This window comes from Pseudaeromonas pectinilytica (genome assembly GCF_054780855.1).
In genome coordinates this window covers 38,402-52,579 of record NZ_BAAGVN010000087.1, presented here as the reverse complement: position 1 = coordinate 52,579, position 14,178 = coordinate 38,402, and the positions used below count along the sequence as shown (strand labels likewise).

At 53.2% G+C, this 14,178-nt stretch carries 14 protein-coding genes and 4 tRNA genes; 5 read left to right on the top strand and 13 right to left on the bottom strand.

The features are described 5' to 3' along the window. The 3 genes from ACYVG7_RS06660 to ACYVG7_RS06650 form a co-directional block, all read right to left on the bottom strand. Positions 1–296, bottom strand: a 296-nt coding sequence (locus ACYVG7_RS06660; protein WP_460882430.1) for a DUF6531 domain-containing protein, incomplete at its 3' end; no start/stop codon positions are given. Between the two features lie 394 nt (positions 297–690). Beyond that, complete coding sequence (locus ACYVG7_RS06655) at positions 691–894, bottom strand: antitoxin Xre/MbcA/ParS toxin-binding domain-containing protein (RefSeq protein WP_460882429.1); 204 nt, start codon at positions 892–894, stop codon at positions 691–693. A gap of 57 nt (positions 895–951) precedes the next feature. Beyond that, a complete protein-coding gene (locus tag ACYVG7_RS06650) occupies positions 952–1,152 on the bottom strand; it encodes a helix-turn-helix domain-containing protein (protein ID WP_460882428.1) in 201 nt (66 codons plus the stop codon). Between the two features lie 131 nt (positions 1,153–1,283). Between ACYVG7_RS06650 and ACYVG7_RS06645 the strand changes: the two genes are divergently transcribed. The 4 genes from ACYVG7_RS06645 (at position 1,284) to ACYVG7_RS06630 (ending at position 3,582) form a co-directional block, all read left to right on the top strand. Further along, on the top strand, positions 1,284–1,493 hold the full coding sequence (locus ACYVG7_RS06645) for a hypothetical protein (RefSeq protein ID WP_223938684.1): 210 nt from the start codon (positions 1,284–1,286) through the stop codon (positions 1,491–1,493). A 9-nt stretch (positions 1,494–1,502) separates the two neighbouring features. After that, positions 1,503–2,675 (top strand): tyrosine-type recombinase/integrase, encoded by a 1,173-nt coding sequence (locus ACYVG7_RS06640; protein ID WP_460882427.1) that lies wholly within the window; start codon positions 1,503–1,505, stop codon positions 2,673–2,675. Positions 2,676–2,800: 125 nt separating this feature from the next. Next, positions 2,801–3,091 carry a type II toxin-antitoxin system TacA family antitoxin gene (locus ACYVG7_RS06635; RefSeq protein ID WP_460882426.1) on the top strand — a complete coding sequence of 97 codons (291 nt, stop codon included), beginning with the start codon at positions 2,801–2,803 and terminating at the stop codon, positions 3,089–3,091. A 65-nt stretch (positions 3,092–3,156) separates the two neighbouring features. Next, entirely contained in the window at positions 3,157–3,582 is a 426-nt protein-coding gene (locus tag ACYVG7_RS06630; protein WP_460882425.1) for a GNAT family N-acetyltransferase, read from the top strand. A gap of 13 nt (positions 3,583–3,595) precedes the next feature. On the opposite strand, the gene ACYVG7_RS06625 is transcribed toward ACYVG7_RS06630, so the two are convergent. From ACYVG7_RS06625 to ACYVG7_RS06595, 7 genes are all read right to left on the bottom strand, one after another. Next, complete coding sequence (locus ACYVG7_RS06625; RefSeq protein ID WP_460882424.1) at positions 3,596–6,733, bottom strand: tyrosine-type recombinase/integrase; 3,138 nt, start codon at positions 6,731–6,733, stop codon at positions 3,596–3,598. An 89-nt stretch (positions 6,734–6,822) separates the two neighbouring features. After that, positions 6,823–9,204, bottom strand: a complete 2,382-nt coding sequence (locus ACYVG7_RS06620) for a site-specific integrase (protein ID WP_460882423.1) — start codon at positions 9,202–9,204, stop codon at positions 6,823–6,825. Beyond that, entirely contained in the window at positions 9,194–9,784 is a 591-nt protein-coding gene (locus tag ACYVG7_RS06615; RefSeq protein ID WP_460882422.1) for a hypothetical protein, read from the bottom strand. The genes ACYVG7_RS06620 and ACYVG7_RS06615 overlap by 11 nt, the downstream gene beginning before the upstream one ends. 390 nt (positions 9,785–10,174) lie before the next feature. Next, a tRNA-Leu gene (locus tag ACYVG7_RS06610) sits at positions 10,175–10,258 on the bottom strand. A 55-nt stretch (positions 10,259–10,313) separates the two neighbouring features. Continuing rightward, positions 10,314–10,389: transfer RNA gene (locus ACYVG7_RS06605), tRNA-His, on the bottom strand. A gap of 39 nt (positions 10,390–10,428) precedes the next feature. Beyond that, positions 10,429–10,505 (bottom strand) — tRNA-Arg (locus ACYVG7_RS06600). 16 nt (positions 10,506–10,521) lie between these two features. Beyond that, positions 10,522–10,598 (bottom strand) — tRNA-Pro (locus tag ACYVG7_RS06595). Between the two features lie 193 nt (positions 10,599–10,791). On the opposite strand from ACYVG7_RS06595, the gene folD reads away from it, so the two are divergent. Continuing rightward, entirely contained in the window at positions 10,792–11,646 is an 855-nt protein-coding gene (folD, locus tag ACYVG7_RS06590) for a bifunctional methylenetetrahydrofolate dehydrogenase/methenyltetrahydrofolate cyclohydrolase FolD (RefSeq protein ID WP_460882421.1), read from the top strand. Positions 11,647–11,729: 83 nt separating this feature from the next. Here the strand turns inward: folD and hutZ are convergent, their stop codons facing one another. Genes hutZ through hutW form a run of 3 tightly spaced genes read right to left on the bottom strand, consistent with a single transcriptional unit; the run spans position 11,730 to position 14,177 of the window. Continuing rightward, positions 11,730–12,275 (bottom strand): heme utilization protein HutZ, encoded by a 546-nt coding sequence (gene hutZ / locus ACYVG7_RS06585; RefSeq protein WP_460882420.1) that lies wholly within the window; start codon positions 12,273–12,275, stop codon positions 11,730–11,732. Positions 12,276–12,286: 11 nt separating this feature from the next. Continuing rightward, on the bottom strand, positions 12,287–12,799 hold the full coding sequence (gene hutX / locus ACYVG7_RS06580; RefSeq protein WP_460882419.1) for a heme utilization cystosolic carrier protein HutX: 513 nt from the start codon (positions 12,797–12,799) through the stop codon (positions 12,287–12,289). After that, positions 12,786–14,177, bottom strand: coding sequence for a heme anaerobic degradation radical SAM methyltransferase ChuW/HutW (hutW, locus tag ACYVG7_RS06575; RefSeq protein ID WP_460882418.1), 1,392 nt, complete (start codon positions 14,175–14,177; stop codon positions 12,786–12,788). The genes hutX and hutW overlap by 14 nt, the downstream gene beginning before the upstream one ends. Position 14,178 lies beyond the last annotated feature (1 nt).

The following is a 14,178-nucleotide window of genomic DNA, read 5'->3' as shown; positions in this document are numbered from 1 at the left end:
GCATTGATGCTGCCACTCAGGCGAACAGTCCGCTCGAAGCCAAAACGCCAGCCATTGGCATCGGAATCATCCCAGGCCCCCAGACTGTTGTAGGTGCGCTCGGCAATCACATCCAGACCACGTCCAACAAGAATTTCGTCCTGGTCGGAGAGGACCAGGTTGCCGGTTGCGGCATTGACGTAGTTACTGACTTTACCTTGACCGATGGAGGAAGAGCCGGCACCGAACTGGCCATTGAGGCGTTGCAGGGAGGAGCCGGTAAGGCCGAGGCCATCGTTAAAGATAAGAGCGGTCATGAGGAAATCCTTGTCACACGCAGGGCTGGGCCACAGGCGCAGCACGATGCTGGGTTAATGCGTTACAAGGGAGATCCGTGGGTTCGGGAAAATGTTAAGGGGTGAATTGAGATTCAAATCACAAATCGAAGGAAAGAAAGACGTTCAGGGATTAAACCTTCGCAATTGGATTGGCCATGGGGCCTAGGTTGCAGCTGCATATATTCGACACAGAAAGCATAATTGAGTAGATGTTTACAGTCCCCCTCCACACATAAAGCTGACGGGCACCTTTAAACTTTGCAAAATTCCGACACGAACTTTGCAAAAACTGGACGATATTATCGCCCTCACGGCTAGGAGCTCTGCCCTACCCCAGTGGGCTTGCGTAAACGTCGCCTGTGCGTGACGAAATTCAAATGATAACCCCATGCTCAATCTGACCGACCAACGTGACGACCTGGTCAACGCCGCCTTCGGTTTCAAGCATCGCCAACGGTGTCAGCCCCGCAAAAGCTCTGGCCGGCTTGGCCAACCAATCGACAGCTTTACGCTCATCACCATCAAACAAACGTGTTGCAGCCTGCAAGGCAACAAGATAATCCGACTCTTTGAACATGCGCAGCCTCCTGCCAATGAATGGCGGAATAGCAAGGACCCGTTGGTCACGAAGACTTCAATCCACTAACTCGTAGAGATCCGCAATACCAACCTGTAGATATTTGCAGAGCGCCTCGACCACATCGAGTTCGATGCGTGTCGCGGTCTCGTTATAAAGCCGGGTGATGGTGCCACGATTGATACCCGTGTCCCGTGCAACATCAGCGATTTTTAGCCTGCGCTCACCCATGATCCGTGACAGATGACACTTAACCATTATCTCCCCCGACAAAAAATAACCCACAGGAGATTAAAATAATCTTGCGGGACACAAAAAGATGTCCAATAATGCTCTACAGGAGAACATCAAGAGCTCCTGAAGATGATAATGCATTTTGGAGAGCCATTATGACATACACCTATCTTACAACAGAAGAGTTGTCGGCCCGGATCAAATACGACTCTCGTACCATCCGCAACCAGCTGAAGGATTCCATCTTCATCGAAGGAACCCACTACATCCGCCCCTTCGGTGGCCGCAAGCTGCTGTTCCTCTGGGAGCCCATCGTCGAAGAGCTCCATAAGCACAGTGTCTTTTTTGAATCCTTCCACGGCTAAGGACAGACTATGGCGACCATCTATACCAACCGCGATGTGCTCTACATTGATTTTCGCTATAAAGGAAAACGTTGCCGCGAACGAACCGGGCTGCCAGACACAGAATTGAACCGCCGCAAGCTGCTGCAGTTTTGTGAGCGCATGGAAGCGCAACTAGTTCTCGGACAATTCGATTTCTGTAAAACGTTCCCTAATAGCCCACGCTGTGCATATTTCCATCAACTGGCACACCGTGAAGCACTCTACAAAGCCGGTTGTCCCGCTTTTTCCGAGTTTGCCGAGCAATGGTTCCTTGAAAAACAGGCAGAATGGCGTACCTCTCATAAAGAGACCATTCGCCAGATCCTTGATTTACACTTGCTACCACGCTTTAGCGCCCTCGCCGTCAACCTCATCACCAAAAATGAGATCATGTCGTTTAGGGCCTCCATTGCAGGCCTATCCGGGCGGGGCGGTAAACCAATCTCGGCCTCGCGGATCAATCACATCATGACACCGCTGCGCATGATCCTCAATGAAGCAGCAGACCGTTTCGAGTACCCATCCCCATGGCGCAATATCCGCGCCGTCAAGGTCCCAAGAACCACCATCATGCCGTTTAGCTTGCCACAGATCGACAGCATGCTGCGTATGGTGCGGCGCGATTTTCACGCCTATTACACGGTGCGCTTTTTCACTGGGTTGCGCTCCAGTGAGTTGCATGGATTAACTTGGCGCCACGTTGATTTTGAGCACCGACAGCTACTGATCTACCAAGCCTGGGTACGCAACGAGTTGATCCCAACCAAAACTGATGGCTCCTATCGCTGCGTGCAGATGAGCGCTCAGGTCTTTGAGGTGTTACATCAACACAGGCAGACACAGCATCGGACACAGCCAGATGATTTTGTATTCTGCTCCCGCAGCGGCACGCCACTGGAAGATAGGAATGTGGCGAATCGCGTCTGGTATCCGCTGTTGAAGCTTCTCTCTTTGGAGGCTCGCAAGCCTTATCAAACTCGACATACCACCGCTACTCTCTGGCTAGCGGCCGGTGAAAGCCCGGAATGGATTGCCCGACAACTGGGACATAGCAGTTCCCAGATGCTGTTTCGCGTGTACTCACGTTACGTCCCTGATCTGGCAGGCCGTGATGGCAGCGCATTTGAACAGTTGATGCAACAGCAAGGCATCCACTCATGAACGCTCAGCAGCACCGGAGCGAGACGATGGTGGACTGAAGCTCCGGCCACTTCATGCCGCACTGGATGCCGTGCGTCAAATGTACTAACATCCACCCATTAGCAGATTTTTACCGAGGGATCATCATGTCCACCATCACCGCTTCCCCATCGAGTCATCGCATAGGCTTTCGTGTTACACCAGAGCAGGATGCCATTTTGCGCAGGGCGGCCAAGGTAGCCAACAAGACTATCACCGACTTCATCCTGGATAGCGCTTGCCTTGTTGCAGAGGAAACCTTGCTCGATCAGCGATTGTTCATGGTTGAAGGTGAACAATATGCCTCATTGCTGGAGCTACTTGAGCGCCCCGCGCAGGTCAACGAGGGAGTACAAGACTTGTTCTCTCGCAAGGCACCCTGGGATACCCAATCATGATCCTCGGGCCTATGCCTCTTGATGCGCATCACGCGCTCGATAACTTTGACTGCGGGAAGTTGTCCTTGAATGACTGGTTACGACGCCACGCAAGGCAAGCACAGGGCGGTGGCTCGGCTAAAACATTTGTGGTCACGGAGAATGAACGTGTCATTGGCTATTTCAGCCTAACCGTTGGGCAAGTCGATACTCTGGACGCCCCCGAACGGATAAAAAAAGGAATGGGTCAATATCCTATTCCGGTTGTCATCCTGGCTCGCTTGGCGGTGGCTAAACAAGACCAAGGGCGGGGAATTGGCCCTGGCATGCTCCAAGATGCCATCCGTCGCTCACTTCTCATCGCCGAACAAGCAGGCATTCGAGCAATACTGACACACCCGATTGACGGGGAAGCCTCGCAATTTTATACCCGCTTTGGATTTATCCCTTCACCGCTCAATGAACAGCAATTACTGCTACTTCTTAAAGATGCAAAACGCTCGCTAGGTTGAATACTGTTTAGCTTTAAATGCCCAAAAAATCACGTTTTTTCTTGGTTCTTAACTGATGTAACTCCTCAACACTCAGTAGACGCAGCGCCAATACAAAGCCAAGCGTTCTCAGCAGCGGCGTGCTGTAGCGCCGGTAGAAGATCGGTTTCATTTCAAGTTGCTGACGAGCAAGCCTCCTCTGCAGGATCCCCTCTTCGTCTGGATGAATGACTCGCAATAAAGCGCGGTGACTACCTGAGCGTTCGAGGTATTCCACTCTTATCGCCTTGCTTTTAATGGCTCTGCGCCATGTATCCCGACCCGATTGATCCGTGCCACACATCACCGTGATTGCGATCCGAGAGGCGGGCACCAGCTCCAACGTCACCGACAAAAAACGCAATAACTGATCCGGATCGGTAAACGGCAATTCGGTGTTGTGTGAATTGCTGCGCACCAACAAATATCCGACCCATGTAATCAATTCCTCTTTTCGAGACCGGTATATATCTCGAGCCTTATCGACCACCCGTACCAGCTCGGATTTTTCAGCGTAACTGCGCAAATCACCCGGCAATATGGCCTGTCTGGATGGCGAGGACAGACGTTTTCTATGCCGCTGCGTCATAAATGACCCCAGCAGCGAAAGCTTCTGCAGCCATTCCGTCAATTCCGCAGGTGTCACATCGTAGCGATCCAGCATCGACCTCACATTTTCACGACGGGCCAGCATGGTCAGCAGATCCAGAACTGCAAAAAAATCCAACTTGAGCTTGATCTGAGGTGGTATGGGCAGCAGCTCTATGCCCCCCCAAAAAACCTCAACCAGATACGGTGCCAGCGATCGATATAACTGGGTGTGACAGCGTTCAGATGTCAGGCTTCCCTGCATCCAACCGAGTTGCTGCATAGTCGCCTGCGGCTGCCCAGTGAAGTATCTGCGGACTTCGGGGTTCCAATCGTAGCGAGCTTTCATCAAACAGCAGGAAGAAACCAGGTCGCTAAAGTGTAGATAGTTACAAAGTGTCGTTTCTGGGGTCAGATGCCCCGCAAATTCCGCCAGCCCCCAGTAGTCTGCCCGGCCATGTCCATAGGCGATAGTTTGGCGGATCTGTTCACATTGTGTGGCATTCCACGGCAAATAATGCTGCCAACCCGGCCACTGATGAATATCCAGTACCGCGTGATGCAACACTAGTTGCAGCCGACTCAGTGCCGTATGTCTCAGATGATGAAAGGTTAAGTGCAGGCCTGTTATTGGCCATAGTAAACGCGTCAATGGTCCTGTTACCTCGGCAGGACTTAATGGGATCAACGCCCCCTCCTCCGATGGAAATGCCAGAGCCTGAGTATTCCTCTTGATGCGTGACCATAACGGCCGAAAATAGGCGTCGAGATACTGCCGTTCATCATCGGTCAGCAGTGTGCCTAAATGAACCCGACGCGTTGCACTCGCACTTTTCCCATCATCCAGCTGGGTATTGCGGATCTCGATTAACAGCTCCGGCCCTTGTTCGATATCCTGGAGTCGCAATTTTAATAGCTCGCCAAGGCGCAATCCGGCCCGATATCCCACGAGATACAACGCGACGAGCATCTGCCTGTATCCCGGCGATAGCTCGGAAATGCGTTCGACTCCTCGTAAGAACAGGCGGAATTGGGGTTCACTTATATAGGCCGCCCGTACATGGGGGGTCTCACGTACACGCGACAGCAGATCTTCAGGCAAGGGAGCCAGTCCATATTTCAAGACAGCAAAACGATGCAGATGACTCAATCGCTCGGCGATATAGCGAACATTTTTCTGTGCTACTCGCGGCGGACTGGCATCTTGCCTCCCCTTATCATCACGCAGCTCATCGGCAGGACTGAATTCATCCAGTACACACTCAACATCAGCGATGTTGTCGCCTTGATATTCCTCCAGTAACGCACGATAACGCTGCAAAAAATCTTCGCCACTCCAGTCATTCAGCGATTGGCCATAACACACATTCAGCCACTGCTGCCCACCTCTGCTTAGATAGGAGCGCGCCGTTGACGGCTTATGGTTCTGGATCTTGAGCCCATCAAGTAGCCAGTCCGTTAAAATCTGTTCTGTTCGACTTAGCTTATGGTCCGATAGCAACGCTTCCAGACTGGCGATACACTCTTTGGCTCTCTTTTTATGCGTGGCGTCCGACTTTTCCGCAAACAGAATACGCAGTTGTGATAACAAAGGGGAATAGGCGCGATCTTTACCATGATAGCGACGAGCAGGCGCCAACCGATCCAGTTCCACATCCAATTCAGACGTCGATTGCAGCAACAACTGCGACTCAACCGGCAACGCTGGATGATGCAACGCTAACCAATGCGCATGCGGAAGGGGAACCTGCTTGAAAAAGCCGCTCGCGGTATGTGTCAGGATCTGTGGCCATTGAACCCCCGGTTGTAGGCTGCTCCACAATGTCGCAGCCTGACAAAACGATTTGATACTCCGCAGGGGTGAAACCAAACGAGAAGAAGCCCAGCTACTGAAGGCATCCAATCGCTCCGGTAACACAAAGCGCGCATTCCTGCGGCGATACCAACGATACAGCAGTCCCTGCAATGGCATCGTCAGAAAAATCTGCAACTGGGTGACAGCATGTTCATCACCATGGTGGTTGGTAGCCATACCCTCGTAGCGGACGCTCAGCTGCATCCAGACCAGACGGCCATTCCCGCATAGGGGCTTTTTGGCCACGATGGCTTGCATCAGCGAATGCAGGATCGGTAGTTGATGAACGCCACTAAAAAAGACGGCACAATGCAGAATATCAATTAACAATTTTTCATCAGAAACATGCACCGCAGTCCGGCTGGCGATATTTTCCAACCATGCATGATGGGCCTGCGCACAGAGCCGGGCTTGATCAAAAAACGACTCGTCATAACGGGAAGGTGTTCGTTGAATGGTTAACGGAATAGCCGGCAGTGGCAATTGCCATATTCCACTGCGGTTGCCCTCATGCAAACAGCCCAGCAAAAATTGCACTCCTCGCTTAAACTCGCTCTGCTGTCGATATACATCCGCCATTTTTTCCAGGAGATGGGGCCAAGCATCCTCGAATCCCTGCACATCCGGTACGTCATTCAGCATGCCAGGCATATAACGCAACAGGACAGCAAGGGCTCGACGATATAGCATGTTCTGTTCGCGCCTTGCTCGTGCTGCACGGCCCCGCCGCCCAATGGTCGGGACATTTTTTTGCTCTTTGAGATACTCTCGCCAGCGGTTTAGCGGGTTTTCCATCCAGGCAGAACCTCCAGACCCAAAGACTGATGCCAACGATCCAGGATCTCGACCAGTTGGTAGAGATCACTAATCGGCGCACCGCTGCATGGATGCGAATATTCAAATCCCATCGCCTCATGTCCCAGTAAGGCGTCGATCAAATCACTCTGAACCTGCAGCTCCAGTAGATGCGAACGAACAGCATGCCGGTGCCAATTAGACGGAAACGGGAACAAGCTATCGAAATGCAAATCCATATTGGATGGGGCTAGAGGCTGGATCTCGAGCGTCCCTCGTTCATCGCCCGCTTCGCCCCAGAACAATAGTGCGCCTCGATTATCAAGCGCCTCTCTAGCGGCCTGAGCCAAGACTGTATAAATAGGCTTCCGCAAACGAGACAAAAAATCGAGATGCTTTTCCCAGATGCGTAGCTGCTGAATAGCCAACTCACTTAGGGGAACCATCCGTGCGGAGCTAACCGCACGGGCCTCCTTATCTGTTAAACGGATCAGGCGCAGATCCAGACAATAATCTTGACGCCGACCATACATTTCAGTAACAGGTCGAGCTGCCGTTGATAAGTTCAGGATCAACAGGCAATGGCGAACGAGCAGGTTGTGATACTGCACCAGCGATACATGCCCTTGTTGGGCCGCAACAACTTGCGAGGATAAATAGTGCTGGTATTGCGTGAGAAGACCTTTGAAATGCACTAAGTCCGGATAAAACCGCGACCCCACGGCCTGACCTGCTTGGCTCGATTGCAAGGACGGGGCAGTAATTTCCATCCCCAGCTCAGCCAGATAACGAGTCCAAATCCGAATGATCTGCTCCTGATGAACATGGCTGTAGGCCATCGGAGAACACTGTTGTGCCGTTTTCCCACTTAAAATCCCGACAATGGCGCTATCCACCCCCTCGCGCAGTAACCAGGACATCAAGTAGGTTTGAAGCTGACGACGAGTTAACTGTGTTCCTGCTCGATGATTGGCCGATTTAAGGGCTTCATCCAACTCTGCTGCCTTAAAGCTTGACCAAAGCCCCGTCTCCAGCAAACGACTAGTCCACGTTGGTAACGGCAGCCATAAAAACAGTGTCACAGGCGGTAAAAAGCGGTTGAGCTCTTGGTGAACACGGCTGTTAGCAACTTCAATAAACCGCTGCAACCAGACACCATCTGAAACCAGCCAAACACCATTTCCATTCAGATACTCTAATTTTTTCGAAAAAACATGACCTGCAGTTGACCGTTTGATCGAGGGAGCCCGCCAGACCGGTAAACGCTCCCGCTCCTGTCCACTCATTCCAAGCACGATTTGCAACAACCACCAATACGCAGGATGAGGGCCTTCGGCCGGAGCATACTTTAACAGGGCCAAAACGAAACGCCGGATCTGTTCAGGTGTGGCGACAGCCAGATTTGCCGGTAACATCTGTGCTCGTTTGGATAGAGACTGAGCCACAGAACGACATTGTAAAAACCGAGCCTGGATATCCATAGAGCCAGTCTGCGCGCCAATAACCAGTGCCGTCTGTACTACATGGCTCGCGCTGCGCTCCTCCTCTATTTGCCAATTCCGCGCTTTATATCGTCCCTGCCTGAGAGACACCTCGCTTAGGATCTTGATTCTGGTAACGTCATCAATCCACAGCTCGGTGTGCCATTCCAGGCGACTTTTAGGCTTTTCACCCGGACTCCGTGCTCCTACTTTTCGATCCTTTCTACGGGCTTGATATAAACGATTTAACAGCGCTTCCAACGCGGTCGTATTGATGACTACTTTCTTATTCTTAGAATACTGATCGCGCTGCTCTCGGATAGCGATCAGTAACTGCTGGATCGGCTGCAAAAAATTAACCGCTGAAAGCGCTTTGATCATCAAGTCACGCCGATTATCGACAAACAACCGGACATTGCGCAGCGCCTCTTCTATGGTGTTGTCATGCATGATCCCCTGCTGAAAGTTAATATGCGTCAAGGCGAGTGCCGCCAAAACCGTGACGCTTTTTAAATTTGCAAACAGCTTATCGTTGAGAGCTTTACCGATTTGCAACTCGGCCAGTAACGTATCAACCAGGTAGTGCTGACTGACGATGCGTTGTTTAACCAGGTATCTGCGCATTTTTGCAGGAGAAAGCCCCTCATCAGCCGGAGGCCACTCCATGCCAGACAGTCTGTGGATCCACTGCAACTCAGGCTCCAACAACGCACGAAACGATGGTTCAAAGTGATCCATCACCGCACAACAGGCCGTCAATTCGCTCAACAGTTGCAGATGCCAACCAGGTAGCGCCACCGGGAAAACCCATTCGCGTGATAACGCTCGCCCGGGCTCTGCATCGGGAGACGTCATCGTAGTATCAACAACGGAGTCATTTTGCATCGCCGAGATACTCGCTAAAAAAAGCGGGCTCCTCTGCCTGACGACAAGATGCCGAATCAGCCAACATTAATCGACGGGATGCCTGCGCACCTCGAGCCAGTTGAGACCGAGACAAACCTAGCGACCCAGCCCAATAGTCCTGAGTGATATGAAGGTCGTTGAACCATTGAAAACACTGCTTTTCGTCAAATACCTCCTGAAACATCTTACGAACCCGTTCGATGATCAAACGACTACCCGATTGACGCATCAAACGGACCCATTCTGCGATCGCCAAGCGACAGATTTCATCGTCATCCAGAGTCAAACGAACCAGATGAAAACCAGCAGGTGGTTCTGTCGGGGTTTTCCATGAAAAAAGTGGGAGAACGGGACCAATGATCTGCATCTTAGTAACCGTCTTACCCTCTTCAAGAACATCCACTTCTCGATAGTAGATTACTGACGGTTCAGCCGCTGTCTGAAGCCAGTTTGCAGCGCCGGAGATTAAGCCGCTCCCGCCACCATACTGACTCCATTCGTCATAAAAACGAGTCAATACCGGATGCAACGAATAGCAATGCGATGGTTTTGTTTTCATGCTGACCAATCCGAAACGGGCACCATGCAATGACAATACTACAACCTGATATATGCAGGTAACTCATTGTCAAATAATGATAAACCTATCGCAAACACGCTCTGGTATGGAAAACCGTACGCAAAAGACCCTGCGATACAAACGAGGGTTGAACAGTAGGAATAAACAGGATGGTGATCGACGCGATGATCAGCAACAACACCATTGCACCAACATCGTCATCCCAACACAGCGCAAATTCATAGCCAAACGAGGCCAAAATACATACGAGCCAGCCATTCGCATAGCCAGCTGGATAGTTTTTGAATCGGTAGCCCGAGAGACTACGAATGGATTTTCAAGACACAGAAACCAAAAACCCGGCACGATGGCCGGGTTTTTGGTTTTTCATGGTGCGGAAGGAGGGACTTGAACCCACACGCCTAAGGCGCCAGAACCTAAATCTGGTGCGTCTACCAATTTCGCCACTTCCGCAAAGAGGGCTTGGTTTTCGTCATCAACACAACTGATAACGCCAACCTGGTAATGATGGGGTGGCTGATGGGGCTCGAACCCACGACAACAGGAATCACAATCCTGGACTCTACCAACTGAGCTACAGCCACCACAGAACTTTGTTACTACTGCGTATTACGCAGGTCTAATGGTACGCCCTACAGGATTCGAACCTGTGACCTACGGCTTAGAAGGCCGTTGCTCTATCCAACTGAGCTAAGGGCGCACTGCCTTGCAAAGCGTGGTCGGTGATAGAGGATTCGAACCTCTGACCCTCTGGTCCCAAACCAGATGCGCTACCAGACTGCGCTAATCACCGACATTGTTGTAAGCGTACCGACAACGGAGGCGAATACTACCGATTAGAGTATGAGGCGTCAAACACTTTTCCCCCCAATAGTTTCAATCGCCTACTTCTTATTCTATGCCTCTTTTCCAACCGAGCCACACTAACGATTTGGTTAAAAAAATGCGACAATGCGCGCCACGAATACGCAAGGTGAGAAGGAAGCATGTCAGCCAAAATTATCGATGGAAAGGCAATTGCGCAGTCGGTACGTCACACTGTTGCCGCCCGAGTTCAACAACGGATTGCCGCCGGATTACGAGTCCCGGGCCTCGCCGTGGTGCTGGTCGGGGAAGATCCCGCCTCTCAGGTCTATGTCGGCAGCAAACGCCGCGCCTGTGAAGAGGTCGGTTTTGAATCACGCTCTTATGACTTACCGGTCTCCACAACGCAAGAAGCCCTGCTGGCCCTGATCGATGAATTGAACCAGGATCCGGCCGTCGATGGCATTCTGGTGCAACTCCCCCTGCCCGCGCATATCGATTCCACCTTGGTGATTGAACGGATCCAGCCCGATAAGGATGTAGACGGCTTCCACCCTTATAATGTGGGCCGACTGGCGCAGCGAATTCCCGCCCTGCGTCCGTGCACCCCCAAGGGCATCATGACGCTGATCCAGCATACCGGGGTCGATACCTATGGCCTGAATGCGGTGATCGTCGGCGCTTCCAATATCGTTGGCCGCCCCATGACGCTGGAGCTGCTGCTGGCCGGTTGCACCACTATCACCACCCACCGCTTCACCAAGGATCTGGAATCCTTTGTCCGTCAGGCCGATTTGCTGGTGGTCGCCGTCGGCAAGGCCGAGTTTATCCCCGGTGAATGGATCAAGCCCGGCGCCATCGTCATCGATGTCGGTATCAACCGTCTGGCCGATGGCCGTCTGGTCGGTGATGTCGCCTATCAGGCCGCTGCCGAGCGCGCCAGCTTCATCACCCCGGTTCCCGGTGGCGTAGGCCCCATGACAGTGGCCAGCCTGATTGAAAACACCCTGGAAGCCTGCGAGCAGTACCACAGCTGACTGTCTGTGCTAGAGCCGTTCGGGTGGTGCAAAAAGGGCTGTCAATCGACAGCCCTTTTGTTTGACGATGACCACAGCCGCCCTTAGCGGCTGGCGTCTGTTTCCAGGCTTGGGGGTTGTGATCTGTGTCCCTCGGTGAGATGTAGCACATCAATCAGATCATGGGGGTTGACGCGGTAGGCCTGACCGAAGCCCTTCACATACAATCCCATCTGCGGTTGCAGGCAGAATAAGGTGAAATCTTCCATCTTGGACAAGCCTGCCACTATCTCCCCATGCCGCGCCAGCAGAGCGGCAACACCGAGCTGCCACTCTTCGCTGTCACGCTCGACGATACGAACGCTGGCATCAAAGGTCAGCCGTTGGCGCGCGTACAGTTGGCGCGCATTGGCCTCATCTTCAATCAGCATCAGTGAGACTTTAGGCACCTGCTTGAGATTGCGGGCATGGCGGGCTATGTCGGAAATCAGCACATAGTAACCCTCCTGACCCAATGCAAACGGGGCGTAACTGACATTCGGCATGCCGTCGGCATCCACGGTGGCCAGCATCAGACTACGGCACGTATCCCGAAAAGCCTGGATTTCCGGCTCCAGCCGTTGTTGTAAACGTTGCTGTTTATCTTGCATCTTCCATCACCTCAAACCGTTGTTGCTGGCAGGGAATCCAGCTGTCGCCAGTGCTGGAAGCGGGTCACCTGATCGGCCAGCAAGCGGCGATCGGCATCACGGCCGAGATAAATCTTGAAGGCACAACGCCCGGAGGCGGCGATGAACGCGAAGGCATAGCTCTCTTTGCCCATAAACGGCTTGCTCAGCAGTGCAATATGCGTGATGCCATCCAGTTTGAGATGACCATGCAACCCCTCGTCACCCATCAAGTTGTAATAACCACGAGCCGTTTTGCCGGCTGGCAGCACGCCCTTGAATTCGAAAATAGAGCCGTCGGATTCCACAATCGTGGTCAGCGCGCCCCACTGGCTCAATTGCAGCAGCAGCGCCTCGGCCTGATCGCCAGACCAGAGGGTGACCCATTCGGCAGGCAAGAGTCCGATCAGCGCACCTTCTGTCAGCCCGAGTGTTTCCGCCATCGCCATCGTCGTCTGATGGGGATCCTCGGCAATCAGGGTGGCAAGTTGTTCAGTGTGCGGCATGTGTAGCTTCCTTATGTTGTTGCATCAAAGAGGATGGAGCCCCGGTACGACCGGCCAGAGCCGTCAAGGCACCTTGCGCCATATTCACGCTCCAGAAACGCCCGGCGAGGGTCAGCTCGGCAGAATCGGCTCGCAATTCCAGAAGACCTCGTTCGGCCCAAGCCTTCAGTAAGGGGGATAACGTCTGAAACAACTCGGGCTCACCGGCACGGGTCCAGAGGTTGCCATCCAGAATGCCGCGATCAAAGGCAGCCTTGAGCAGGCCGTCCCGTGCCGCCTGAGGGGCAGGCTCCATCATCATGGCAATAGGCCATGGCGTGCGGGTAAAAGACTCCCGATAAGCGGGCAGATCCCTATGTTGCATCAAGGCCACACCATTGATGTTACCCCCAGCACCGGCCCCCAGCGGCAAGACATCGGCGCTGGTTTTAGCCAGCGCATTGTAGCGGCTGCGTTCGCGTGCATCGCGGGCCCAGTGACTCACACTCAGGCGGGTCAAACCGGCGGCTTCCAGGGTTTGCGCCCCATAGGCGTACATCCGGGCTTTCATCGGCGTCATGGCTGGAGGTGGTTGTTTGCCCTGTTCGATGAGTCGGGCCATGGGTGTGCCCTGCATCTCGATCAATTGATAGAGATCGACGCCGTGGGCGCCACTGGCCAGAAAGTCGGCGATATCCCGCTGCCAGCAGGCCTCATCCTGAAACGGTAAGCCGAACAACAGGTCAATAATGATGGGCGCGGCATCGGCAGCAGCCAGTTGCTGCAGCCTGGACATGACGGCGTCCCGCAGATCCAGGCGCTTGGCGGCACGACGGACCTGACTATCAAAACTTTGCACACCAAACGAGAAGCGGTTGAACCCACCATGCAAGGAGGCATCGAACTTGTCGTCGTTGAAGCCGTTGAGCCGCCCTTCCAGGGTCATCTCACAATCGGCGCTGAGTGGAAACAAGCGCCGGATACGTTGTCCCAACTCCTGGATTTGCCCGGCACTCATGTCGGTGGGGGTCCCCCCCCCAACATAAACCGCATCAAAAGGCGCGGCTTGTACCCAGGGTTGCCGCGCCTTGTTTTCCAACTCCTGCCACAAGCCCTGCAGGTATCCATGGATCCAGTCCGGACTTGCGGCGTATTGAAAAAACGAGCAGAAGGTACACCGCACACGACAAAAAGGAATGTGCACGTACAAGCAACGGGCGCGTCCCGGAATCGGCTCGGAAGCCAGCAACTGATCCATCCGGGCGATCTGGGCTTCCGGTGTGGTCAGCGGTCGCCCGCCGCGTCCGGCATGAGCACTACTCTTGCCTGCAAAGGCAAATTGCAACGGATCCGGGGTCCTATGACCCAGGATCGTGGCATCGAACTGTGAAATATCCATA